Source organism: Phytohabitans flavus (assembly GCF_011764545.1).
Classification (GTDB): domain Bacteria; phylum Actinomycetota; class Actinomycetes; order Mycobacteriales; family Micromonosporaceae; genus Phytohabitans; species Phytohabitans flavus.
Map to the genome: position 1 here is coordinate 3,924,077 of NZ_AP022870.1, position 24,221 is coordinate 3,948,297.

Below are 24,221 nucleotides of genomic sequence, written 5' to 3' on the forward strand. Positions count from 1 at the left end.
CGTGGCGGAGCGCCTTGTCGCCGAGGGGGCTCGGGTCTGCGTGACCGCCCGCAAGGCCGAGGCGCTCCAGGAGGCGGCCGCCGCGCTCGGCGGGCCGGACGTCGTGCTCGCCGTCGCCGGCAAGGCGGACGACCCGGAGCACCAGGCGGAGACCGTGGAGCGGGCGATCGCGACGTTCGGGCGGCTGGACATCCTGGTCAACAACACCGGCATCAACCCCACCTTCGGGCCGCTGCTGGAGACGGACCCGGGCGCGGTGCGCAAGGTCTTCGAGGTGAACGTCTTCGCCGCGGTCGCCTGGCTGCGGCACGCGTACGACGCGTGGCTGGGCAAGCACGGCGGCGCGGTCGTCAACATGTCCTCGATCGCGGGCATGGGTTCGGCGCCCGGCCTCGGCGCGTACGCCGCCAGTAAGGCCGCCCTCATCCAGGTCACCGCCCAGCTCGCGGTCGAGCTCGCACCCGGCGTACGGGTGAACGCGGTCGCGCCGGCCGTGGTGAAGACGCGGTTCGCGACCGCGCTCTTCGCCGGGCGGGAGGACGAGGTGGCGGCCGCCTACCCGCTGGGGCGGCTGGGCCTGCCGGCCGACGTGGCGGGGGCGGTGGCGTTCCTGGTCTCGCCGGACGCCGCCTGGATCACCGGCCAGACGCTCGTGCTCGACGGCGGCCTCACGCTCACGGGCACCCTGTGACGCCAGGGCTCGGCCCCGCGTGGGGCTGCGGGCATGCGGCACTATGAGGGGATGTCGAGCGCAACACCACCGAGCGGTGGGGTGTCCAGGTGGACCACCGCGTTCGGCACGGGCATTCCCGGCTCGCGGTCGGCCAACTCGCCGGACCGGCGGCTGCCGCGCGGGCGGCATGACCTGCCGCGGGAGTTCGTCGCGCGGACGCAGCGGGATCGGCTGATCGACGCGATGGCCTCGACCGTCGCGCGGAAGGGCTACGTCGGCACCTCGCTCGGCGACGTGTGTGCCGCGGCCGGCGTTTCCACGCGGGCGTACTACCAGCACTTCGCGGACAAGGAGACGTGCTTCCTCGCGGCGTACGAGCGGGGTGTGGAGCTGCTTCAGGGCAGCGTCGCCGTGGCGTACGGGCAGCCGGGGCAGTGGCCCGAGCGGATGCGACGCGGGCTCGGCACGCTGCTGCACATCCTCGCGGCGGAGCCGGCGTTCGCCGCGCTGTCCGTCGTGGAGGTGCTGGCCGCCGGCCCCAAGGCGCTCGCCGGCCGGCGCCTGCTGCTCGCCAGCTACGTTGGCTTCTTCGAGGCCGCGCCGCGCAAGGCGGGGCAGCCGGAGGTACCGCGGGTGGCGATCGAGGCGGTGATCGCGGGGGTCTACGGGGTCATCTTCGACCACGTCTCCACCGGGCGGGCGGCCGAGCTGCCGGAGCGGCTGCCGGAGCTGACCTACGTGGTGCTCGCACCCTTCATCGGTCCCGAGGCGGCCGCCGTCACCGCGGGCCTGCCCGTCGTCGACTAGGCCCTAAGCGCGCCGCCCCAAGACGGGTCGATGGATCATTAAGTTCATCAATCTGCTTTAAGAGATCCTTAATTCCTCCACAACGCCGATCCAAGAGACAGATCAGCGCCGTACCCGGTTGCGACAAAACGATCACGACTGGTTGGGGGACCTCGTGGAGAACCTCTCATGTCAGCGCCGCGCCACCTAGAGGCGCGGCCGGTGGCGGGCCGCGGGCGGCACGCCCGGTCGGTGCCGGGACCGGCCGGGCGTCCGATACATCGCACGGGCATCCACCGGGCCGACGGTGATGCACTGCTGCGCAGCCTGTACGACCAGCACGCCGAGCCGCTCTTCATGATCGCGCTGAGCCTCACCAGCGGCGACCGGCGGCTGGCCGAGGACGTGGTACGGGAGACGCTGCTCACCGCCTGGCGGGACGTGGACCAGATCGACGTGGCGGCGTCGTCCCTGCGTCCGTGGCTGATCAGCATCGCTCAACGGATCGTCCGCGACCTGAGCGGCGAGCCGTACTACAGCGACGAGCGGCGCTACGACGACGAGCCGCCGGAGGTGTTCGGGACGGACATCGAGCCGGCGCGGCAACGGATGATGGTGCTGGACGGGCTCCGCACGCTGCCCGGGCCGGACCGGGAGATCCTCGTCGAGGCGTACTTCCGCGGCCGTGGCGTGCGGGACGTCGCCGACGACCTGGGGCTGCCACCGGAGACGGTGAAGTGGCGGCTCTTCTTCGCACTCCGCGCGCTCCAGAAGGTACTGATGGGGGCGGGACCGACGATGCCTGACCCGCCCGGCCCCTGCGTCCACCCGGACGTGGGCCCGTACGCGCTGGGGCTGCTCGAGGCGGCGGAACGCCACGCCTACGAGCGGCACCTGATCACGTGCGCCCACTGCCTGCGGACGCTGGAGGGCCTGGCACCCCTGATCGAGCTACTCGGCCAGGTGGACGCGGCGACGCTGCTCGCCGAGGCCGAGCGGGGCGGGATGCGGCAGCTCGCGGACCACCCGCCCGGCGCGGTCATCTCGCTCTTCCCCCGGCAGCGCGACCCGTCGAACGACCGGCGCCGCCGCCCGCACCTGCGCCCCTGGGACGAGCTCGACGACAGGTTCCGCACCCCGGCGCCGAGGCCGGATCCGCCGCCGGTGCCGCCGCTGCGCGAGGTCAGTAAGCCCCCCGAAGTGCGAAGGAAGCCCAGGAACGAGAGCACGAGCGCGGTGATCCGGCGGCTCGTGCTCGTCGCGGCCGCCGTGACCGTCGTGATGATGGTCAGCCTCGTCACGATCGCGGCCCGGTCCAGCGTCACCGACCCGGCCACCGCGGCCGCCCCGCCGTCGAAGGTGCCGGGCCACGCCGCCGCCGCGACCACGGCCCCTCCCCGCCCACGAGCGCGCCCGCGGCCGTCGCACCCGCTCCGCCGCCCCCGACGCGGACCAAGAATCCGACGACCGCCCCGCCTCCCGCCCGTACCAAGGAAAAGACGAAGCCCGCGCCCAGCGCGACGAGGCCCGATTCGATCAAGGCCAACCCCGGTGGCGGCGCGAAGGGCGACCGCCTCGCGGGCCGCGACCCCGCGACCGGCGCCGCGGCCGAAGTGCGGCTCAGCCCCACCGCGGCGGGTATGGACGTGTCACTCACCGTCACGAAACTGCCCGGGCCGCGCGAGTGCGTGCTCCGCGCCATCACCACGGACGGCGCCGCGCAGACCGCGCTGCGGTGGCAGCTGGCGGAGGGTCAGGACAGCTTCACCGGGCTGGGCAGCACGACCGTGGGGCAGGACGCGATCGACCGGTTCGAGGTCATCGACGCCACCGGCGCCGTGCTGATAACGATCAGCTCCAGATAGTCACGTACACCGGCGGGCGGAACCGGGACGGCGGCACGCCCGCGCCCGGCGCGCACATCAGCTGCATCGCGTCCGGTGTACCGAGGAAGTTGCGCAGCCGCCGGGCCGCGTCCGGCCGCTTGTCGGGCGCCAGCGTCGTGACGTGCCAGCAGGCCTGCACCGGAGTGCGCTCGGTCTCCACAATGGACAGCTCACCGCGCCGCAGCTCGCGGCCGACCAGCATCGACACGGCCGGTGCCACGCCCGCGCCGTCGGCCGCCGCGGACCAGGCCGCGGTCTGGTTGGGAAAGACCCGGACCCGATCCTCCGGTACCCGGAACGCGCGCAGCAGCCTGCCCGTGTCGCTGTCCGGGTCGGTGCCGGACGGGTCGACGAGCCACGGCCAGCGGCTCGGCGGGCCGGTCATGCGCTGGCGCGGCGGGCCGACCACGACGAGGCGGTAGCGCAGCACCGGCTCGGAGGCGAGCGCCGGATCGCCGCTGAGGTCGGGGCCGATCGCGACGTCGGCGAGGCGGTTGGGGAGCAGGACGCGCATCTCGGCCGCGTTCGCCACGCCGGACGAGGTCTCGATCTGGCCACCCCACCGCTTGGCGAACGCCTCCACCAGCGGCGTCGCGATGAACTCGGCGATCGTGCTGGTCACCAGCAGCCGCAGCTGGGCCGCCGCGCCCTGGGCCGCGCGCACCACGGCCTCCGCCTCGGCGCCGAGCGCGACCATCTGCGAGGCGATGCCGAAGAGGCGGCTGCCGCCCTCGGTCAGCGTCATCTCGTTGCCCTCGCGGACCACGAGCTGGTCGCCGAGGTGCTGGCGGAGCGCGGCGAGCGAACGGGAGACCGCCGGCTCGCTGACCCCGAGCACGTCGGCCGCGGCCCGCACCGAACGCAGCCGCGCGACGAGCACGAACACGCCGAGCTGCGTGAGGGTCACCGGCCACCCCTTAACCATTCGGTTATCGCGGCATTGCCAGCCTCTCACAATCGTTACGACGATGGGGCGCATGCAGGTGCCGGCACATTTCGAGTACGAGCGGGCGACCAGTGTGGACCATGCTCTCGCGCTGCTGGCGAAGTGGGGCAGCGAGGCGCGGGTGGTGGCCGGCGGGCACAGCCTGATCCCGATGATGAAGCTGCGGCTCGCGCGGCCAGAAGCGCTCGTCGACATCAACGACCTGGCGGAGCTGGCATACGTCCGGATCGACGGCGGCGTGCTCGCCGTCGGCGCGATGACCCGCCACGCCGACGTGCTCGCCTCGCCGCTGGTGGGCGAGCACTACCAGATCTTCCACGACGCGGAACGGGTGATCGCCGACCCGGTAGTGCGCAACCGAGGCACGGTCGGCGGCTCCCTGTGCCAGGCCGACCCGTCCGAGGACCTGTCCGCGGCGTTCGCGGCGGTCGACGCGGCGGCGGTGGTACGCGGGCCGGACGGCGTGCGCCGGGTGCCGATCCGCGAGTTCCACACCGGACCGTACGAGACGGTGGTCGCCCCGGGCGAGCTGCTCGTCGAGGTCGTGGTGCCGATCCGACCGGGGGTGGATCGGCGTACGAGAAGGTGGAGCGGCGGGTCGGCGACTGGGCCGTGGCCGCCGCCGGCGCCGCCGTGTGGCTGGACGGCGGCACGATCCGCGACGCCGGCATCGGGCTGACCGCGGTCGGCGCCGAGCACTTCCACGCGCCCGAGGCCGAGGAGTACCTGCGCGGGTCACCGGCTACGGAGGCCAGCCTTGTCGAAGCCGGCCGGATCGCCGCCGAGCACTGTGACCCGGTCGCCGACCAGCGCGGCCCAGCCGACTACAAGAAGCACCTGGCCGGCGAGCTGACGACGCGCGCGCTGCGTCGAGCCGTGGCGAGGGCTTCGGGGAGGGTCTGATGCAGATCACCGTGACCGTGAACGGCGACGAGTACACCGCGGACGTCGAGCCTCGGCTGCTGCTCGTGCACTTCCTGCGCGACAAGCTCGGCCTGACCGGTACGCACTGGGGCTGCGACACCTCCAACTGCGGCGTCTGCGTGGTCTGGCTCGACGGCACGCCGGTCAAGTCGTGCACCGTGCTCGCCGTGATGGCGGACGGCCACGCGGTCCGTACCGTCGAGGGCCTGGCCGACGGCGCCACGCTCGACCCCGTGCAGGAGGGCTTCGTGCAGTGCCACGGCCTCCAGTGCGGCTTCTGCACGCCGGGCATGATGATGACCGCCCGCTGGCTGCTCGACCACAATCCCGACCCGTCGGAAGACGAGATCCGCGAGGCGATCTCCGGCCAGTCGTGCCGCTGTACGGGTTACGAGAACATTGTCCGTTCTGTTCGCTGGGCCGCTCAGCAAGGTCAGGGGGTGCGGCCGTGACCACTGTGGACAAGCCAATCGGCTTCGGGCGGATGCACCGCAAGGAGGACGCGCGGTTCGTGCGCGGCCGGGGCACGTACGTGGACGACGTCAACCTGCCCGGCATGCTGCAGGGCGCGGTGCTGCGCAGCCCGTACGCACACGCGCGGATCGTGTCGATCGACACCGCCGCCGCGCAGGCCCACCCGAAGGTGAAGGCCGTAATCACCGGCGCCTTTTTGCAAGATCTCAAGCTCGCCTGGATGCCCACGCTCTCGCAGGACACCCAGGCGGTTCTCGCCACCGACAAGGTCCGCTTCCAGGGCCAGGAGGTGGCGTTCGTGGTCGCCGAGGACCGGTACGCCGCGAGAGACGCGCTGGAGCTCATCGACGTGGAGTACGAACCGCTGCCCGCCGTGGTGGACGCCCGCCGCGCGCTCGACCCGGACGCCCCCGTGATCCGGGACGACAAGGAGGGACAGGCGGACAACCACATCTTCGACTGGGGCGCGGGCGACGAGGCGGCCACCGAAGCGGTGTTCGCGTCGGCGGAGGTGGTGGTCGCGCAGGATGTGCTCTACCCGCGCGTCCACCCCGCGCCGCTGGAGACGTGCGGCGCGATCGCCGACTTCGACGCGGTCACCGGCAAGCTCACGATCTGGTGCAACACGCAGGCGCCGCACGCGCACCGCACGGTGTACGCGCTCGTCGCCGGCCTGCCCGAGCACAAGATCCGGGTCATCTCACCGGACATCGGCGGCGGCTTCGGCAACAAGGTGCCCATCTACCCCGGGTACGTGTGCGCGATCGTCGGCTCGATCGTCACCGGCAAGCCGGTCAAGTGGATGGAGGACCGCTCGGAAAACCTGATGAGCACCGGCTTCGCCCGCGACTACCACATGCGCGGCGAGGTGGCCGCGACCCGCGACGGCAAGATCCGCGCGCTGCGGGTGAAGGTGATCGCGGACCACGGCGCGTTCAACGGCACCGCCCAGCCGACGAAGTTTCCGGCCGGCTTCTTCCACGTCTTCACCGGCTCGTACGACGTCGAGGCCGCCCACTGCGCGGTCACCGGCGTCTACACGAACAAGGCGCCCGGCGGCGTGGCGTACGCCTGCTCGTTCCGGATCACCGAGGCCGCGTACCTGATCGAGCGCATGATCGACGTGCTCGCGTACGAGCTGGACATGGACCCGGCCGAGCTGCGCATGAAGAACCTGCTGCGGCCCGAGCAGTTCCCGTACCCCAGCCCCACCGGTTGGGAGTACGACTCCGGCGACTACCCGCGCGCCCTCCAGCTGGCTCTCGACATGGCGGGATACGCCGAACTCCGCGCCGAGCAAGCCTCGCGCCCCGCGGGCGGGCCACTCATGGGAATCGGCATCAGCTTCTTCACGGAGGCGGTCGGCGCCGGGCCGCGTAAGCACATGGACATCCTCGGCCTCGGCATGGCCGACGGCGCCGAGCTGCGGGTACACCCGACCGGCAAGGCGGTGCTGCGCATCTCGGTGCAGACCCAGGGCAGGGCCACGAGACGACGTACGCGCAGATCGTCGCCGAGGAGCTGGGCATCCCGCCGGACGACGTCGACGTGGTGCACGGGGACACCGACCAGACCCCGTTCGGCCTCGGCACGTACGGCTCCCGCTCCACCCCGGTGTCCGGCGCGGCCACCGCGGTCGTCGCCCGCAAGGTGCGCGAGCGGGCCAAGCAGGTCGCCTCCGCGATGCTCGAAGTGGACCCGGGCGACCTGGAGTGGGAGAAGGGCCGCTGGTACGTACGCGGCGACAAGGCCCAGGGCCGCACCATCCAGGAGATCGCGCTCGCCGCCCACTCCAGCCTGGAGCTGCCCGAGGGCGTGGAGGGGCACCTGGACGCGACCACGGTGTACAACCCGCCCAACCTGACGTTCCCGTTCGGCGCGTACATCTGCGTCGTCGACCTCGACCCCGGCACCGGGCAGGTGAAGGTGCGGCGGTTCGTGGCGGTGGACGACTGCGGCGTACGCATCAACCCGATGATCGTCGAGGGCCAGGTGCACGGCGGCCTCGCGGACGGGATCGGGATGGCGCTGATGGAGCTGATCGCGTTCGACGAGGACGGCAACTGCCTGGGTGCGTCCTTTATGGACTACCTGCTGCCCACCTCGATGGAGTGCCCGTCGTGGGAGCTCGGCGAGACCGTCACACCCTCGCCGCACCACCCGATCGGCGCCAAGGGCGTGGGCGAGTCGGCCACCGTCGGCAGCCCGGCCGCCGTCGTCAACGCGGTGCTGGACGCACTCAAACCCTATGGGGTACGGCACGCCGACATGCCCCTCACACCCGCCCACGTGTGGCGGGCGATCCAGGGGCGGCCGATCCGCACGGACCTGGCCATCACATGAGACCCGACCTGTTGCTGCGCGCGGAAGACCTGCGGGCCCGGCGGACGCCGTTCGTGCTCGCGACGGTGGTCCGCGCGCAGCGGCCGACCAGCGCCAAGGCCGGCGACGCCGCGCTGATCCTCGCCGACGGCACACTCGACGGCTTCGTCGGCGGCACCTGCGCCACCTCGACGGTGCTGGCCCAGGGCCTGCGGCTGCTGGCCTCGGGCGAGTCGACGCTGCTGCACATCACGCCCGATCCGGCTGTGCGGTCGGTCGAGGAGGGCGCGGTCACGGTGGCCAACCCGTGCCTGTCCGGCGGCGCGCTGGACGTCTTCCTGGAGCCGATGATCCCGCCGCCGCTCGTCCACGTGCTCGGCGACGCCCCGGTGGCCCGCGCGCTTGTCGCGCTCGGCAGGCCGCTGGGCTACGAGGTGGTCGCCACGGTGGATCCGTCGCTGACGGTGCCACCGGACGCGGACGCGGTGGTCGTCGCCTCCCACGGCCACGACGAGGAGCCGGTGCTCACGGCGGCGCTGCGGGCCGGCGTGCCGTACGTGGCGCTTGTCGCCAGCCGCCGCCGCGGCTCGGCGGTGCTGTCCTCTTTGGACGTACCGGACGCGGCCGCGCGAGTGCGCTCCCCCGCTGGGCTGGACATCGGCGCCCGTACCGCCCCGGAGGTCGCCCTCTCCATCCTCGCCGAGATCATCGCCAGTCGCCCCCGCGCCGCACCCCCGCCGCCGGTGGTCCCGCCGTCCGCTTCCCTGCTGCCTGTCTTGGAGTAGCCCGTGCGCCTGGACAACGAGTTCGTCGTACCCCGCCCGGTGGACGAGGCGTGGGCCGTCCTGACCGACCTCGAACGGATCGCCCCCTGCATGCCCGGCGCCAAACTGACCGAAGTGGACGGCGACGACTACCACGGCACGGTAAAGGTCAAGGTCGGCCCGGTGGTCGCCCAGTACGCCGGCGTGGCCCGCTTCCGCGAACGCGACGCCGCACGCCACCACGCGGTACTTGAGGCGAGCGGCAAGCAGAGCGGCGGCGCGGGCCGGGCGTCCGCGGTGGTCACCGCCGACCTGGCCGCCGAGGGCGACAGCACGCGCGTCACGGTCGTGACGGACCTGACGGTGGCCGGGCCGCTGGCCCAGTTCGGCCGGGGCGCGATCGCCCAGGTCAGCGGCAAGCTGCTGGACCAGTTCGTGGCCCAGCTCCGCGAGACGGTCCTCGCCTCTCCCACCCCCGCCCCCACCGCACCCGCGCCCGCCGCCGCGGCTGCCGCTCCCGCCGCCGAGGGCCCGGCCCCGGGCACCAGGCCGGCGCCGACGACATCCCGGCCGCCGCCGAGCCCGCCCCGGTCGACCTGTTGCGCGCCGCGGCCGCGCCCGTGCTGGTCCGCCTGATCCCGGTCCTGCTCGCGGTCGCGGTCCTGATCGTCCTGATCGTGTGGCTCGCCTGACGATCCGACGCCGAGGCCTGGCCCAGGGGTTGAGTCACAACCCGAAGGTTCCGGCCGGCATCGCGGGTGCAGAGGCTGCGGCCCGTCCATCCCGTGGGCGTCGATCTGGACGGGGGTCAAGCACGTGCTCGGCATCTGGGTCCAGGCCGCCGACAAAAGATCCAAAACCAAGGAGATTGAGCTACCGCGATGTCCGTGGTGGTCCGGACCGTCGCTCCCGCGGCCTCACCCTCCGCTGTTTCACAACCCCGCCCCGCCTCCGGGCATCCGGCGGCCCGTCGGTGGGGCCACCAGTCGGCGGGCCTCTGGAGCTGGGCGCACCGATGCGCCCGCCCCCCCCGGACCGGGGGCGGGCACCCCGCCGGTCCTCCCGACGCTGCCCACTCACCCGGCCCGTGACCAGAGCGGGCCGCCGCGTGGTCGCCCCGGCGCATCAGCGCCCGCGATCCAGACCCGGCTTCCGCCGCCCGCGTCGCGGACATCCCCGCGGACCTCTGGATCTAGTCGACTTTCTGCTGCCCTGACGACAGAAAGTCGACTAGATCCGAAAGGCCGCGCGGCCCCAGCCTTTGTGAACGTTTCCCGCTGCCCCAGCAGCGGGAAACGTTCACAAACCTTGGGATCGTGCTGGGTTGTGAAGCGCGGAGGGTGTGGACGTCGCCCGCTACTCCCGCGGCCTCACCCTCCGCAGTTGGGCAAGCTCACCCCCGGGTCGCGGTCGGCGGTTGGGCGGGGTCCATCCACGACAGACAGGCGCCCGAGGGCGCTCGGTTTACCACGATCTCTCGCGTACCCCAGCCCGACCGCGTCGATCGAGGAAGCTGGTCTGCGCGGTCACTACGCGACCGGCATCACCCAGGACGAGAGGGCCTACCCGGCGGCAAGGTCGCCGGTGGTCACCGGCGCGGCCACTCTAGGGAAGCAGAGTAAGGCGCCTGCGGGCTTGGACCGCAGACCTGGCAGCGCTGGTCGGGGATCTCGGCGAGCGTCAGCGAGCCGCCGACCTGCGCGGTGCCCGCGGGAGCATACGGCCTGCGACTGACGCGGACGGGGGCAAATGCATGCAGGAGAATGTGACCTCGACCCTGAAAGGCCTCTAGATCCAGCGTTTCTTCCGGATCTGCTCGCGCCGCCGGCCGCGCGGGCGGGTTGCGCACCGCGGCGGATCAAGGCTATGACCTGGGCATCCTCTGAGGCCGCGCCGAGTGTCAGGTTCGCCGGGTCCCTGGGCGTGCATGGATTTCCCCTGCTCGAGTGGGGCAGCCCAGGACGGGGCCCGGATTTCATGATCGGCTTAGGGTGAGTGGCATTGGGTCCGGACCACCGCGGACGTCGCGGTAGCCCAAATCTTGTCCTGTGTGGAGGGTTCAGGTCCGAAAACGGCCAGACTTGTGGCGCCGCGACTGATGGGGTGGGGGCATGACAAGCCACCTCGACAAGACCAACACCTTCCGCGCGCTGCACGCCCCGGGCGCCGTCCTCGTGCTGCCGAACGCCTGGGATGTCGCCACCGCCCGCCTCGCCGAGGATGCCGGCGCGGCCGCGGTCGCGACCACCAGCGCGGGCGTCGCGTGGAGCCTCGGCACGCCGGACGGTGACCACCTCGGCCGCGACCTCGCCGCCGACCTCGTCGCGCGCATCGCCGCCGCGGTCTCGGTGCCGGTGACCGCGGACATCGAGGGTGGGTACGCGGCCGATCCGGCCGGCGTGGCGGACACGGTGCGCGCGGTCGTCGAGGCCGGCGCGTGCGGCATCAACATCGAGGACGCCGACGCGCAAGGGCTGCGTACCGTCGGCGAGCAGGCCGACCGCCTCGCGGCCGCGCGGGAGGCGGCCACCGCGGCCGGCGTACCGCTGTTCATCAACGCCCGCACGGACACCTACCTGCGCGCGGTGGGTGACCCGGCGACCCGCCTCGCCGCGACGCTGGACCGCGCGGCGGCTTACCTCGCGGCCGGCGCCGACGGGATCTTCGTTCCGGGCGTGGCCGACCCGGACACGATCGCCAGCCTCGCCGCGGGCATCGACGCGCCGCTCAACGTGATGGCCGGCCCGGGCTCCCCCGCCGTACCCGACCTCGCCAAGCTCGGCGTGGCCCGGGTGAGCATCGGCGCGGCGATCGCGCTGTCGGCGTACGACCACGCCCGGCGCGGCATGCGCGAGGTGCTCGCGACCGGCACGTACGAGTCGCTGGCGAGCGACCTGGAGTACGGCGAGCTGAACGAGCTGCTCGGTAAGCTCCACGCGTGATCAATGGAGGCGTGCGCGGGTCCTACGTCGTGACCGGTGCCGCCCGCGGCGTCGGGCGCGCGATCGCCGAACGCCTCCTGCACGACGGACCGGTGGTCGGCGTCGACCTGGATTGGTCGGCGCCGCTCCCGCACGGCGGGGAGGGCCAGCCGCACCGCCTGCTGACCGTCACCGGTGACGCCACCGACGAGGAGGTCGCCACCCGCGCCGCGACCCTGGCCGCGGCGAGTGCGCCGCTCGCCGGCTGGGTCAACAACGCCGCCGTCTTCCGCGACGTGTCGCTGCACGACAGCAGCGCCCGGGAGGTGCTCGACCTCGTCACGCTCAACCTCGGGCTCACCGTGGCCGGCTCGGCGGCCGCGGTCAAGCACTTCCTCGCCACCGGTACCGCCGGCGCGATCGTCAACGTCTCCTCGCACCAGGCCGCTCGGCCGGTCCCGGGTGCGCTGCCGTACGCCACGGCGAAGGCCGCCATCGAGGGGCTGACCCGGGCGCTCGCCGTCGAGTACGGCCGGCACGGCATCCGGGTCAACGCTGTCGCACTGGGCTCGATCGCGACGGAGCGGTACGACGAGTACCTCGCGGACGCCGGGCCGGCGGGCGCCATCCTGATCAAAGCGGAGATGCGCCGGCTGCACGCGCTAGGCCGGATCGGCCGCCCGGAGGAGGTCGCCGACACGATCGCGTACCTGCTGTCGGACCACGCCAGCTTCGTCACCGGCACGGTGATCCCGGTCGACGGCGGCCGCGCCGCCCGCGGCCTCGACCCCGAAGAACGCTAGACGCACTGGTCAGGCGGCTGCGCGGGCGCGCCAGGCGTACTCGGGGTCGGTCTCGTCGCGGGCCGGCTCGACCACCGGCTCGGGCTGCTCGGTCGCCAGGGCCACGACCGCCAGCAGCGCGAACGCCAGGCCGGCCGCGCCGAACGCCCACGCGTACCCGCTTGTCGTGGCCGCCGCCTCGTCCACGCCGCCGACGTGCGTGCTGCGCGCGGCGGCGACCGCCATCAGCAGCGCGACGCCGAGCGTGGGGCCGATCTCCATGAACGTGTTCATCAAGCCGCCGGCCAGCCCCGCCTGCCGAGGCTGCACGTCGGCCATGGCCAGCACCGTGGCCCCGGCGAACGCGAGCGCCACGCCGGCCGGTACGAGCACGAGGCCGGGCAGCAGGCCGGTCAGGTATGTGGTGGCCGGGTCGAGGCCGGACAGGTGCAGGAAGCCGGCGGCCGACAGAGCGAGGCCGGTGGCGACGACGGCGGGTGCGCCGTACCGCTCGATGGGGCGCCGACCGATCCGGCCCATCACGATGAGCGAGACCGCGTACGGCACGAAGCAGAGCGACGTGTGCAGCGTGGTCCAGCCCCGCACCTGCTGGAGGTACAGGCCGAGGAGCAGGCAGATGATCGACGACCCGGCCGCGGCGAGCGCGATCGCGAGCAGCGCGATGACCCGGCGCGAGCTACCCAGGAACGACAGCGGCAGCAGCGGCGAGTGGCCGCGCAGCTCGACGAGCACGAACGCGAGCATCAGCGCCACACCGCTCACCAGCGGGCCGGTGACCTGGGGCGACGACCACGCGTACTCGTCGGTGATCACGAGGCCGTAGCTGAGCATCGTGATGCCGCCGGTGACGAGCACCGCGGCGGGCAGGTCGAGGCGGGGCGCTGGCCGCGGTGGGCGCGCCCGCCGTCCGGCACGAGCCGCGGCGCGATCAGCAGCCCGAGCGTCGCGATCAGCGCCGGCGCCGCGAACATCCACCGCCACGACACCCACGTCGTGGCAATGCCGGCGAGCACCACACCGGACGTGGCGCCGAGCACCGAGATGCCGCCCCACTTCGCCATGGCGTGGTGGTAGCTCACCGGGTCGGCGAAGACGCCCCGCAGCACCGCGGTCAGCGCCGGCGCGATGATCGCCGCGCCGATGCCCTGGCCGAAGCGCGCGCCGACAAGCATCGGATAATTCAGCGCATACCCGGCGGCGATCGACGTCGCGGCGAACACGAAGAGTCCGATGAGGAGCATGCGGCGCCCGCCGTACCGGTCGGCGAGCCGCCCGCCGAAGAGCAGCAGGCCACTGAACGACAGCGCGTACGCCGCGCTGACCAGGATCAGCTGCGCCCGCTCGAGGCCGAGCTCACGGCCGATCGCGGGCAGCGGCACCGACACCACGGTGATCGTGAAGATGAGCGTGGCCTGCACGAACGCGAGCAGCGTGAACGCCTGCCTGCGCCGCGCCACCACACGCCTCGGCAACGGAACGATGGCTACTGTCACGGCTCCTCCCGCCAAAGAGCGCCGCAAGTGTTTTCTCTTATACGTCGACGCTGTGTGGCTGGTTCACTACGCGCCGCATCCATTCTCTGTGACGGGAGTGGTCAATGTCCACTCACGCAGGGTCACACGACTGCCTGGTGACCACGCGGTTGCGGCCACGAGGTGGAGGAGGCTACTGTGCGCGTCGTAATTTCTGGAATGCCCTTCTGATCTTCAGGGTGGCTTAGCGGATAACCGCTGTCCGCGCCAAGTTACGGGGTTGACGTGGGGAATTTGGCGGGCCGCCATGGCTGGCGTGTCTGGTTTGCGGGCTTCTTTCTCATCGGGCTGGGTTGGTCGCTTTTTACCCCGATCAACCAGTACCCGGACGAGTCCGATCACGTGTATCGGGCGGCGTCCGTCGTACGCGGTCACGTGTGGCCGAAGATCGGTGAGTACACACACGGCACGGGCGCCCTCGCACCGGTACCCCGCGCGATCCACGAGGTCTTCACCACCGAGCCGTGCACGGGCCTGAAGAGCCCCCGATGTGCGCCGACCGCCCTGGCGATCCGCACACCGTGGATGCGGTCACCAGCGAAGGCCGGATGTTCCCGCTGTACTACGCCATGGTCGGCTGGCCTTCCCTGATATCGGACGGCCGGCTCGGCGTACGAGGGATGAGAGCGGCCAACGCAGCCCTGTGCGCGGCGTGGCTCGCGGCCGCCGCGACGATCCTGATGTCGATCGCGGGCCGTCGCGTGGTGTTGGCCGCCGGCCTGTTCGCCGGGCTGACCCCCCTCGCGATGTACCTCAGCGGCGGGATCAATCCCAGCGGGCCGGAAGCGGCCGCGGCGGTGTGCTTCTGGGCCGCCGTGCTGGCCCTGATACATGGCAGGAGCAGCCTCGCCCGCCGGACCCTGCTCGTGCTCGCCGGGCTCAGCGGCACGGCGCTGGTGACCGGCCGGTTCATCGGGATGTTCTGGGTCGGGCTGATCCTGGTGCTGTCGCTGCTGACCGCGCACCGATCGGTGTGGCTCCCGTTCGTGCGCGGCCTGCTCAAGCCGGTGTTCGTCCCGATAGCCGCGGCCGCCGTCGTGATGGGCGCCTACACGCTGACCGCGCGCTCGTACCAGACGTTCAAACCCCTGCGGCCGGTGGACAGGGACCTTTCCGAGGTCGTCCGGCTCAGCCTGGGCAACATCGACAAACAGCTCAGCGAACTTGTCGCGTACTTCGGGTGGTTGAGCGTCCCGCCAGGACCCGTCACGCTCGCGAGCTGGGCACTTGTCGTACTGATGATCATCGTCTTCGCCGCCTACGGCAACGGGCAGGTACGGTTCGGGACCGGCGTCGGGCTGGCGTTCGTGCTCCTACTGCCGCTCCTGATCCAGGGCTTGGCGTTCGCCCGGCCCACGATCGGCGGCTGGCAGGGCCGCTACACGCTGCCGCTGGCGGTCGGCGTCACACTGCTGGCGGTCATTCCGGCGGGCGTCAGCAGCGCGCGGGGGCGCATTCCGGTCATCGTGGCGTGGGCCGCGATGGCGGTCTACACCGTCGGTCACATCGCGGCCATCCGCGACGCGTGGGGCATCTTCACCACGGGTCTGGACAATACGCGCCTCTCGCCACCCTTCACCGCGGTCCCCGTGACGACCGCCCGCGCCGGGCTGGTCATCGTGGCCGCCGGCGGCCTGCTGATCCTCGCCGCCATCCTCCTCAAGGACCGGACGAGGCCTGACCGCGCCGACCTCGGGCCGCCGGCGGCCAAAGACCTCGACCCGGCTGCCTCGCTAAGCGCGCATCGACTTTAGGGCGGTGGCGGCGGCCTGCTCGACGATCTCGATGCCCTTCTCCTGGGTGGCGTGGTGGTCGGAGAGCACCGCCATCAGCCAGTCGTGCCCGTCTTCGGCGATGCGGCCGATGCTGTTGACCACCCACAGGTTGTCGTCGGCGCTGACCTGGACCCACCCGTTCTTCACCCACACGCCGGAGGCCTTGGCGGGTGCGGCGGCGGGCACGCCCCAGCGCTGCTCGTCGACCACCTCGGTCATCAGCCTGAGCACGAACTTCGTCCCGGCCGTCGAGAGTGGACCGTCGTCCGACGTGATCGACTGGAGCAGCCGCACCTGATCGGCGGCGGTCGTCGTGGTGATGCCCCACGCCGAGTTGGCCTTCGTCTCCTTCATCCCGAAGGTGGCATTCGCCTTGTTCAGCCCTGAAACGCCGCCGACCGTACGGAAAAGGCTGCTCGCCGCGTCGTTGTCGCTCACCGTAATCATTTCGGTGGCCTGTGCGCGCTGCGTGGACGTCAGCGTGTCGTCGTCGAGCAGCAGTGCGGCGAGGATGTCCACCTTCACGATGCTCGCGGTGCGGAAGCGCCGGGTGCCCACCGACAGCGCCGCCCCGGTCACCCGGTCGTGCAGCGCGATGGCGACCCGCCCGCCGTTGTCCCGCACGAACCGCTCCAGCACCGTCTTGGTCTTCGCGACCTGGTCGGGCGTAGGCGACGGCGTCGGTCTCTCGCTGGCCCGCGCCGATCCGGGCCCGGTGGCTCCCGCCACGCCATCCGAACGCATGGTGACGACGCCAGCACCTGCGGTAGCGATGCCCGCGACACCGAACGCGGCGGCCAAGGAGAACAGTCCACGACGAGAGGTGGTCTTCACATGCCTGTTGTACGCGACGCGCCTGCGAGTTAGTTCAACGCCTGCACCTCTCCGTAGCTGACCAGGTCCTTTGTGACCGCACTCCCGCCCGAGACGGCGACCGCCGTTTCGACCGCGGCCGTCAGCGCGGCCTTCGTGACCGCGCCGCCGCTCGCGACGGCCGCCGCCGTCTCGACCGCGGCGGTCAACGCGGCCCGGAAGAGCAACGAGCCGGTACTCACCCGCCGCACGCCCAGCGCCGCGAGCCGGTCGAGGTCGAGCCCGGGTACAAAAAGGACATTGAGCGGGACCCCGGCCATCTCCACGAGCGCGCCGATCGCCGCGTCGCCGGTCACCCCGGGCACGAACACCCCGTCGGCGCCGGCGTCCGCGAATTCCCGCGCCCGCCGCAACGCCTCCTCCAGCGCCGCCGGGGTCGGCCGCCGCTGCCAGTGCGTGTCCGTGCGGGCATTGACAAACAGCTCTGGTACGCGTGACTTGATGCCGCCGATCACGGACAGCTGGTGGTCGAGCGGGGTGAGCGTGCCGTCCGGCCGCCCGTCCTCGACGTTGACGCCGACGACGCCCAGGGCGGCCAGCTCCGCCACGAGGTCGGCCACCTCGTCGGGGTCCTCGCTGAACCCGCCCTCGATGTCGACGCTCACCAGGCACGGCAGCCGCTGGAGCCGCCGGGCGAGGTCGACGGTCTCGTCCCGGGTCGCCGCGGTCCCGTCCGGCTTCCCGGCGGCCGCCGCCACCCCGAGGCTCGTGGTACCGACCGCGACGAACCCCCGAGCGGCGAGGGCGGCGGCCGACGCATAGTCCCAGGCGTTGGGGAGCACCAGCGGCCGCTCTCCGTAGTGCAGGTCCCGGAAGCTGGTCACCGCGCCTCCCCCGCTCCGATGGCGGCGATGGCGAGCGCGTGGGCGCGGCCGGGGCAGAGCCGGGGCTCCCCGCCGAACGGCAGTCCGGCCGCCGCGAGGTCCAGCACGAGTACGTCCCCCGCCGCCACCACCGTCCCGCCCAGCGTGGCATCCACAGTGGACACCCGCCGCGTGCTCCGTACCGGCGGATCCTCCCGCAGCCCGTCGCCCACCGAGCCGTGGACGGCAGCGGCCCGGATGAGCCCGGCCGTCGCCGCGTATGCCTGCACAAGCAACCCGATCCGGTTCGCCACCACCTCCTCGCCAGCGCACGCCCCGTCAGCGCACGCCCCGTCAGCGCACGCCCCGTCAGCGCACGCCCCGTCAGCGGGCGGGAGTTGCGCCACCAGCGAGGCGACCGCGGCGTCGGCGAGACGTCCCGCGGCGTCGGTGCCCGGTGCCAGGTACACGGCCGCGACCGAGGGCAGCGCCGCGACCACCGCGTCCACATCGCGCACGCCGAGCGCCTCACCCAGCACCGCGACCGCCACCTCACCGGCGGGACGCGTCGAACGGGCGGCCGCGGCGCCGAGCCGTTCCGGATCGATGGCCGCGAGCTCGGCCTCGACGAGCGCCCGCCGCCGCGCGTGGGCCGGCCCGTGGCTGAACCGCGCCACCGCCGACCGCAGCCACGCCATCGACCCCACCGGCCCGTCCGCGGCCGGCGGTACGGGCACAAAGCGGCGGTCGGCGAGCACCGCGTGGACGTCATCGGGCCGTTCCACCGAAATCTCCATGCCGGAGACGCTAAGCCCGAAACCCTTCGGTGCCCGCCGAAACGTCGGCCGCGGCGTAGTCAGCCCTCCGCACGCCGTTCCCGGAACTCGCGCTTGAGCCGCTCCCGCCGCTCCTTGTCGCGGCGCCCGCGCAAAGAAGCCGATCATGGCCTACGGCCGCGGATTTCCTTGATCGACGCAGGCAACGTCGTGTCGCGCTGCGATTGTGGCGAAGAATTATCCCTGGAGGGGCAATTCTTCGCCACGGACGACCAGAGCATTCACCGATCAAGGGAAACAAGCGGTCAAGACGCGCCAGGGGACGCGCCGAATCCTCACCACTCAGCCACCCTCGGGCGCGCCTCCCATCGCACTGGCAGCGACAAACACACCAAGGTCGCTCGTTCCCCTCGATCGACGCTACAGCCGGACACCATCAGGCAGATCGTGGTACTTCACTGCCCCTCCAGGGGCAGCCAAATACCACGATCGCTGCGCCTACTCCGATCCCAACGCGCCGATCAAGGAAACCAGGTCATCGCGGCCGCCGCATCGAGCGGCCCAAGACACCCAACCGCGAAGGTTCCATAGAGTGCTGAGGCCGGGCGGCATCATGCGGCTGGGCGCGGCGCGGCGCCCAGGTCGAGAGGCCGTTGGCGGCCGCAGCCGGCTCGGCTCCGACGCTGCGCGCTGGCCAGCGGCTCGCGGGCGGCGAGCGATGCCGCTCTGGGTAATCGCCGCCGACCCTGCGGGCCGGCCGGGATTGTGCACCGCGCAGGGTGAGGCCGCGGGAGCAGCCGTCGGGCCGCGGAGGGTGAGGCTGCGGGAGCAGCGGTCCGGACCACCGCGGACATCGCGGTAGCTCAAATCTTCGTCTTGGACAGCGCCCTCGAACGTCAGGGCTCGATCTGGATTTTGCGTCCGACGCCCTCGCGGAACTGGGTCATCGCCTTGGCGTAGTCGTCCAGGGGTACCGGTGGCTGACGAAGACGTCGGCGGGGAGTAGGCCGCCGGCCCACAGCTCGCCGGCTCGGTCGAAGCTGTGCAGCACCGCCATCGAGCCGGTGATGGTGATTTCCTGGTTGTAGATTTTGTAGGGCTCGATGACCGCGCGGGCGCCGTACGACGCTACGCCGAACTGTAGGAACGTGCCGCCCTTGCCGACTCGGGCCAGGCCGTCGGTGATCGCCGCCTCCACGCCTGTGCAGTCTACGACCACGTCCCAGCCGCGCGGGGCGGTCAGCTCGTCCGCCGTGGTGACCGCGGCCGTGCAGCCCAGCAGGCGGGCGGTCTCCAGCCGGGTCGGGTTGATGTCCACCATGGACACCGACGCGGCGCCCGCCCGCTTGGCCAGCTCCATCATCATCAGGCCCATCGTGCCGGCGCCGTAGATGAGGTAGTGGTCGGCGAGCCGCCGCGGCAGGACGTCGAAGCCGCGTACCGCGCAGGACAGCGGCTCGATGAGGGCGGCGTCCGCGACGTTCACGCCGTCGGGGAGGGGGAAGCAGTTGGCGGCCGGGGCGAGCGCGAACTCGGCAGCGCCGCCGGGCTTGGTGACGCCGATCGCGTTCCAGTTTTCGCACAGGTTGCCGCGGGCCCGCTTGCACTGGTAGCACTCTCCACAGTGCAGCGACGGGTCCACGGCCACCTGCTCCCCCACCGAAAGCTCGGTGACCGCGCTGCCCACCTCCACGACGCGGCCGGCGAACTCGTGGCCGGGGATGATCGGGTACGCCGGGGCGAACTCGCCGTCCATGATGTGCAGGTCCGTCCCGCAGATGCCGCAGCCGGCGACCTCCACGACCACGTCCCTCGGTCCCGGGGTGGGGTCGGGCACCTTCTCGATCGCGATCTGCCCGGGCGTGACGACAACGGCGGCTTTCACTTGACAGCTCCCATCGACAGGCCCCGCACGAGCTGCTTCTGCGCCAGCCATCCGGCCAGCACGACGGGCAGGGACACAAGCGTGGCGGCGGCACACAGCCGGGCCAGGAACAGTCCCTCGGAGGAGATGAACCCGACCAGGAAGATCGGCGCCGTGCCGGCGCGGGTCGCGGTCAGGTTGACCGCGAAGAAGAACTCGTTCCAGGAGAAGATGAAACAGATCAGCGCGGTCGCGGCCAGGCCGGGCGAGACGATCGGCAGCAGCACCCGGCGGATCGAGACCAGCAGCCCGGCGCCGTCCATCTCCGCGGCCTCCAACACCGACGCCGGTACCTCCAGCAGGAACGAGCGCATCATCCAGATGGCCAGCGGGAGGTTCATGGCGCTGTAGAGGATCACCATGGTCCAGACGTTGTCGAGCATGCCGAGCTCCTTGACCACCAGGTAGATGGGGAGGAGCGCGGCGACCGCCGGCAACATCTTGGTGGAGATGAAGAAGAACAGCGCGTCCCGCCACTTCGCCACCGGCCGCAGCGACAGGGCGTACGCGGCCGGCGTGGCCAGCACCAGCACGAGCAGCGTGGAGAAGAGGCTGGCCATCAGCGAGTTCAGCAGGTACGGGGTAAGGTCCCGGTCGAACACCTCCCGGTAACCGTCCAATGTGGGCGCGAGGATCCAGGTGGGCGGGTTGGAGGCGGCGTCGGCCTCGCGCTTGAAGCCGGTCAGCACCATCCACAGCACCGGGAAGAAGAACACGAGCCCGCACGCCCAGGCGAGCACCGTCCACGGTAGACGCCTCATCATCGCTGCACCTCCATCCGGAAGAGACCGGAGATGACCCGCAGCGCGAACGTGGCCACCACGATCGTGCCGATCACCACGACGACGCCGGCCGCTGCCGCCTCGCCGTACTCGAACTTGCGGAACGTGGTCAGGTAGATCTCGTACGGCAGGTTGGTGGTCGCCGTACCCGGCCCGCCCTGCGTGATCGTGAAGACCGCGTCGAACGTCTGCACCAGGTAGATCGAGCCGAGCAGCGCGCTGAGCTCCAGGTACGGCCGCAGGTACGGGAGCGTGACGTGCAGGAACGTCTGCCACGCGCTCGCCCCGTCCACGCGTGCCGCCTCAAGCGTCTCCAGCGACTGCGACTGCAAGCCGGCCAGGATGATCAGCATCATGAACGGCGTCCACTGCCACACGAGCGTGGCGACGACCGCGACCATCGGGTAGTTCGAGACCCAGTCGGTGTCGCCGCCGAGGACGCCGTTGATGAGGCCGTACGACGGGTTGTAGATGGCGTGCTTCCACAGCAGCGCGGCGGCCATCGGCATCACGAGGAACGGCGTGATCAGCAGCGTCCGCACGATGCCCCGGCCGGGAAACTTGCGGTCCAGCAGGATCGCCAGCCCCAGGCCGAGCAGCACCGACACGACGACCGAGCTGGCGGTCAGTACCACTGTGTTGAGCAGCGCGGCCCGCAGCCGGCCGTCGGAGAGCACGGTGCCGTAGTTCGACAGGCCGACGAAGTCGCGGGAGCCCGGCCGCAGCGCGTTCCAGCTCAGCGTGGACAGGTACAGCGTGACGAGGAACGGCACCTGCGTCACGACGATCGCGAAGACCAGCGCCGGGAGCAGCGGCGCCCGCCGGGACCACCTGTCCCGCCGCGAGGCCGCCGGCCCGGCCCGCTTGGTCGCGGACCGGACAGGCGCCTTCTCCAAAGTGGCGGCGGAGCTCATTTGCGGTACTTCTCCGCGACGTCCTCGGCGAGCTTCTGCCCGTCGGCGAGGGCCTTCTCCACCGTCGTCTTGCCGGCGATCGCCGACGCCACCTCCTGGGAGACCTTGGTACCGAGGTCGGCGAACTCGGGGATGCCGACGAACTGCACGCCCAGCGCGGGTCGCGGCTGGAGGCCCGGGTTCGTCGGATCCGCCTCCTCGATCGCCTTCAGCGTGATGTCCGCGAACGCGGTGGCCGACTGCTTGTACTCCGGCAGGTCGTAGGTCGAGGCGCGCTTGCCCGCCGGCAGCCGCGACCAGCCCATCTTCTCCCCCACCAGCTTCTCGTACTCCTTGCCGGTGGCCCACGAGACGAACTGCCACGCGGCGTCGGCCTGCTTGGTGGTCTTCGGCATCGCCCACGCCCAGGCCCACAGCCACCCGGAGGACTTGGTCTTGTTCACCGGCGCGTACGCGTAGCCGACCTTGCCGGCCACCTTGGAGGCGGACGCGTCCTCGAGCGTGCCCGCGGCGGAGGTCGCGTCGTACCACATCGCGGCCTTGCCCTGCCCGAACGTGTTGAGGCACTCGGTGAAGCCGGCCTGCGACGCGCCCGCCTCGCCGTACTGGCGCACAAGGTCGACGTAGAACTTGGTCGCCTCGGTGAACTCCGGCGAGTTCACCTTGGGGGTCCAGTCCTTCTCGAACCAGGTGCCGCCGAACGTGTTCACCACGGTGGTGAGCGGCGCGAAGACCTCGCCCCAGCCGGGCAGCCCGCGCAGGCAGATGCCGGCCACCCCGGCCTGCTTGTCGTTGAGCTGGGCGGCGAAGCCGGCGACCTGCTGCCAGGTGGGGCGCTCCGGCATCGTGATGCCCTTGGCGGCGAAGAGCTCCTTGTTCCACATCAGGAACGAGGACTCGCCGTAGAACGGTGCCGCGTACAGCTTGCCGTCCTCACCGGACAGTGACTTGACCATCGGCTGGAGCAGGTCGGCCGAGTCGTAGCCGGAGTCCTTGTCGGCGTAGCTGGACAGCTCGTGCAGCCAGCCGTTCTTGGCCCAGATCGGCGCCTCGTACGCCCCGATCGTCACCACGTCGTACTGCCCGCCCTGGGTGGCCACATCCTGGGTCACCTTGTCGCGCAGCTCGTTCTCCGGGAGGATCGTGAACTTCACCGTGATGCCGGTCTCCTTGGTGAAGGAGTCCGCGGTGAGCTTGGCGATGTCCTCCATCTGCGGGTTGCCCACCATCAGCGCGGTGATCGTCTTGCTGTCCCCGTCACTACTCGAACCGGAGCCACCCGCGCCGGAGCAGGCGGCGAGCGTCATGACAAGTGCGGAAATAACAACAAATAAGGGGCGGCGTGACACGACAAACCTCCCAAGGGTGGTACTCAAAGGACGGTCAGACCCGCAGGACCTGCGGACCGAGCAGGGAGTAGCGGTGTGCCTCGGAGGCGGGCAGCGCCGCGTCCGTGACGATGGTTTCGAAGTCGGAGATCTCGGCGAAGCGGCAGAAGCTGCTCACCCCGAACTTCGTGTGCACCCCGGCGAAGACGCGCCGCCGGGAGACGCGGACGACCTGTGCCTTGACGTCGGCCACCGCCGGGTCGGGTGTGGTGAGGCCGTGCTCGCGGGAGATCCCGTTCGCGCCGACGAACGCGAGGTCGATGACGAAGCCGGCCAGCATCGCGGTGGCCCAGTGGTCCACTGTGGCGAGGGTGCGCCCGCGTACCCTGCCGCCGAGCAGCAGCACGGTGGTGGCCGGGTTGGTGGCAAGGACCGCGGCGGTGCTGAGCGAGGCGGTGACCACGGTCAGGCTCCGGTCGGCGGGCAGCGCCTCGGCGATCAGCTGGGGCGTAAACCCCTCGTCGACGAAGACGGTCTCGGCGTCGCCCACCAGCTCGGCGCAGGCGGCCGCGATCCGGCGCTTCTCCGGCACCCGGCGCGTGGTCCGCATCGCGAGTGTGGTCTCGAAGCGGGCGGTCTCCACCGCGCGCGCCCCGCCGTGCGTACGCCGGACGAGCCCGTGCTGCTCCAGCGTGCGCAGGTCACGCCGGATCGTCTCGGGCGCCACGGCCAGCTCGGCGGCGAGCTTGCCGACGTCGACGTCGCCGTTGTCACGGGCAAGTACGAGGATGCGGTGCTGCCGCTCGTCGGCGTTCATCGCGCATCTCCCTCCCGGCCGCGGGCGTAACCATGTTCTAACACCGCCGAAACGGTGTGAGCCGGTTCACAGCGCGGGTTCCTACGCCTGACTTTGCCCGTTCGGACGCGTGGGAGCAACGCTTTCCCTTGCGCAAATCGGATTTAGACCTGTATTGCGGATGCCCGAACGGGCGGGGCAAGCGCCCGCTTCACGCCC

General features: G+C 71.6%; 23 protein-coding genes and 1 pseudogene. 13 read left to right on the forward strand and 11 right to left on the reverse strand.

Features of this window, described 5'->3' with window-relative positions; all coding sequences use genetic code 11:
- Position 1 precedes the first annotated feature (1 nt).
- The 3 genes from Pflav_RS17095 (at position 2) to Pflav_RS17105 (ending at position 3,304) form a co-directional block, all read left to right on the forward strand.
- Entirely contained in the window at positions 2-691 is a 690-nt protein-coding gene (locus Pflav_RS17095) for an SDR family oxidoreductase (RefSeq protein WP_232071509.1), read from the forward strand.
- 81 nt (positions 692-772) lie between these two features.
- Positions 773-1,480, forward strand: coding sequence for a TetR/AcrR family transcriptional regulator (locus tag Pflav_RS17100; RefSeq protein ID WP_173037059.1), 708 nt, complete (start codon positions 773-775; stop codon positions 1,478-1,480).
- Positions 1,481-1,648: 168 nt separating this feature from the next.
- Positions 1,649-3,304 carry a sigma-70 family RNA polymerase sigma factor gene (locus tag Pflav_RS17105; RefSeq protein ID WP_173037060.1) on the forward strand — a complete coding sequence of 552 codons (1,656 nt, stop codon included), beginning with the start codon at positions 1,649-1,651 and terminating at the stop codon, positions 3,302-3,304.
- Between the two features lie 6 nt (positions 3,305-3,310).
- On the opposite strand, the gene Pflav_RS17110 is transcribed toward Pflav_RS17105, so the two are convergent.
- Entirely contained in the window at positions 3,311-4,252 is a 942-nt protein-coding gene (locus tag Pflav_RS17110) for a LysR family transcriptional regulator (protein WP_173037061.1), read from the reverse strand.
- 70 nt (positions 4,253-4,322) lie between these two features.
- Here Pflav_RS17110 and Pflav_RS17115 point away from each other — a divergent pair, with 70 nt between their 5' ends.
- The 9 genes and pseudogenes from Pflav_RS17115 (at position 4,323) to Pflav_RS17145 (ending at position 12,499) form a co-directional block, all read left to right on the forward strand.
- Entirely contained in the window at positions 4,323-4,970 is a 648-nt protein-coding gene (locus Pflav_RS17115; RefSeq protein WP_232071511.1) for an FAD binding domain-containing protein, read from the forward strand.
- Positions 4,904-5,194: an FAD binding domain-containing protein gene (locus tag Pflav_RS45695; protein WP_232071513.1), complete on the forward strand. Its 291-nt coding sequence runs from the start codon at positions 4,904-4,906 to the stop codon at positions 5,192-5,194. Before Pflav_RS17115 ends, Pflav_RS45695 begins: the two co-directional genes overlap by 67 nt.
- Positions 5,194-5,667, forward strand: coding sequence for a (2Fe-2S)-binding protein (locus tag Pflav_RS17120; RefSeq protein ID WP_173037062.1), 474 nt, complete (start codon positions 5,194-5,196; stop codon positions 5,665-5,667). The genes Pflav_RS45695 and Pflav_RS17120 overlap by 1 nt, the downstream gene beginning before the upstream one ends.
- A 104-nt stretch (positions 5,668-5,771) precedes the next feature.
- Positions 5,772-6,806, forward strand: a pseudogene (locus Pflav_RS47970) (molybdopterin cofactor-binding domain-containing protein); the annotation flags it as partial.
- A 389-nt stretch (positions 6,807-7,195) separates the two neighbouring features.
- Entirely contained in the window at positions 7,196-8,032 is an 837-nt protein-coding gene (locus Pflav_RS47975; protein ID WP_332107873.1) for a molybdopterin cofactor-binding domain-containing protein, read from the forward strand.
- Positions 8,029-8,796, forward strand: a complete 768-nt coding sequence (locus Pflav_RS17130) for an XdhC family protein (protein WP_173037063.1) — start codon at positions 8,029-8,031, stop codon at positions 8,794-8,796. Before Pflav_RS47975 ends, Pflav_RS17130 begins: the two co-directional genes overlap by 4 nt.
- Before the next feature lie 3 nt (positions 8,797-8,799).
- Positions 8,800-9,411, forward strand: coding sequence for an SRPBCC family protein (locus tag Pflav_RS17135; protein WP_197938600.1), 612 nt, complete (start codon positions 8,800-8,802; stop codon positions 9,409-9,411).
- Between the two features lie 1,475 nt (positions 9,412-10,886).
- Positions 10,887-11,717, forward strand: coding sequence for an isocitrate lyase/PEP mutase family protein (locus Pflav_RS17140; RefSeq protein WP_173037064.1), 831 nt, complete (start codon positions 10,887-10,889; stop codon positions 11,715-11,717).
- Positions 11,714-12,499 (forward strand): SDR family NAD(P)-dependent oxidoreductase, encoded by a 786-nt coding sequence (locus tag Pflav_RS17145; RefSeq protein WP_232071515.1) that lies wholly within the window; start codon positions 11,714-11,716, stop codon positions 12,497-12,499. Before Pflav_RS17140 ends, Pflav_RS17145 begins: the two co-directional genes overlap by 4 nt.
- Before the next feature lie 9 nt (positions 12,500-12,508).
- Here Pflav_RS17145 and Pflav_RS43665 read toward each other — a convergent pair whose 3' ends face one another.
- Both Pflav_RS43665 and Pflav_RS43670 read right to left on the reverse strand, forming a co-directional pair.
- Complete coding sequence (locus Pflav_RS43665; protein WP_197938601.1) at positions 12,509-13,354, reverse strand: MFS transporter; 846 nt, start codon at positions 13,352-13,354, stop codon at positions 12,509-12,511.
- Positions 13,309-13,992: an MFS transporter gene (locus tag Pflav_RS43670; RefSeq protein WP_197938602.1), complete on the reverse strand. Its 684-nt coding sequence runs from the start codon at positions 13,990-13,992 to the stop codon at positions 13,309-13,311. The genes Pflav_RS43665 and Pflav_RS43670 overlap by 46 nt, the downstream gene beginning before the upstream one ends.
- A 527-nt stretch (positions 13,993-14,519) precedes the next feature.
- Here Pflav_RS43670 and Pflav_RS17155 point away from each other — a divergent pair.
- On the forward strand, positions 14,520-15,785 hold the full coding sequence (locus Pflav_RS17155) for a DUF2142 domain-containing protein (RefSeq protein ID WP_173037065.1): 1,266 nt from the start codon (positions 14,520-14,522) through the stop codon (positions 15,783-15,785).
- Here the strand turns inward: Pflav_RS17155 and Pflav_RS47465 are convergent.
- From Pflav_RS47465 to Pflav_RS17200, 8 genes are all read right to left on the reverse strand, one after another.
- Positions 15,765-16,640, reverse strand: coding sequence for a serine hydrolase (locus Pflav_RS47465; RefSeq protein ID WP_269474514.1), 876 nt, complete (start codon positions 16,638-16,640; stop codon positions 15,765-15,767). The two genes, Pflav_RS17155 and Pflav_RS47465, sit on opposite strands and share 21 nt — an antisense overlap.
- Before the next feature lie 29 nt (positions 16,641-16,669).
- Positions 16,670-17,503 carry an isocitrate lyase/PEP mutase family protein gene (locus tag Pflav_RS17170; protein ID WP_173037067.1) on the reverse strand — a complete coding sequence of 278 codons (834 nt, stop codon included), beginning with the start codon at positions 17,501-17,503 and terminating at the stop codon, positions 16,670-16,672.
- A complete protein-coding gene (locus tag Pflav_RS17175; protein ID WP_173037068.1) occupies positions 17,500-18,279 on the reverse strand; it encodes a cytochrome P450 in 780 nt (259 codons plus the stop codon). The genes Pflav_RS17170 and Pflav_RS17175 overlap by 4 nt, the downstream gene beginning before the upstream one ends.
- A 922-nt stretch (positions 18,280-19,201) precedes the next feature.
- The gene (locus Pflav_RS17180; RefSeq protein WP_232071517.1) at positions 19,202-20,143 is read right to left on the reverse strand and encodes a zinc-dependent alcohol dehydrogenase family protein; all 942 of its coding nucleotides are present in this window, start codon (positions 20,141-20,143) and stop codon (positions 19,202-19,204) included.
- Positions 20,140-20,946 carry a carbohydrate ABC transporter permease gene (locus Pflav_RS17185; protein WP_173037069.1) on the reverse strand — a complete coding sequence of 269 codons (807 nt, stop codon included), beginning with the start codon at positions 20,944-20,946 and terminating at the stop codon, positions 20,140-20,142. Before Pflav_RS17185 ends, Pflav_RS17180 begins: the two co-directional genes overlap by 4 nt.
- The gene (locus Pflav_RS17190; protein ID WP_173037070.1) at positions 20,943-21,878 is read right to left on the reverse strand and encodes a carbohydrate ABC transporter permease; all 936 of its coding nucleotides are present in this window, start codon (positions 21,876-21,878) and stop codon (positions 20,943-20,945) included. The genes Pflav_RS17185 and Pflav_RS17190 overlap by 4 nt, the downstream gene beginning before the upstream one ends.
- Complete coding sequence (locus tag Pflav_RS17195) at positions 21,875-23,185, reverse strand: ABC transporter substrate-binding protein (protein WP_173037071.1); 1,311 nt, start codon at positions 23,183-23,185, stop codon at positions 21,875-21,877. Before Pflav_RS17195 ends, Pflav_RS17190 begins: the two co-directional genes overlap by 4 nt.
- A 76-nt stretch (positions 23,186-23,261) precedes the next feature.
- On the reverse strand, positions 23,262-24,023 hold the full coding sequence (locus tag Pflav_RS17200; protein WP_173037072.1) for a DeoR/GlpR family DNA-binding transcription regulator: 762 nt from the start codon (positions 24,021-24,023) through the stop codon (positions 23,262-23,264).
- Between the last annotated feature and the right edge of the window lie 198 nt (positions 24,024-24,221).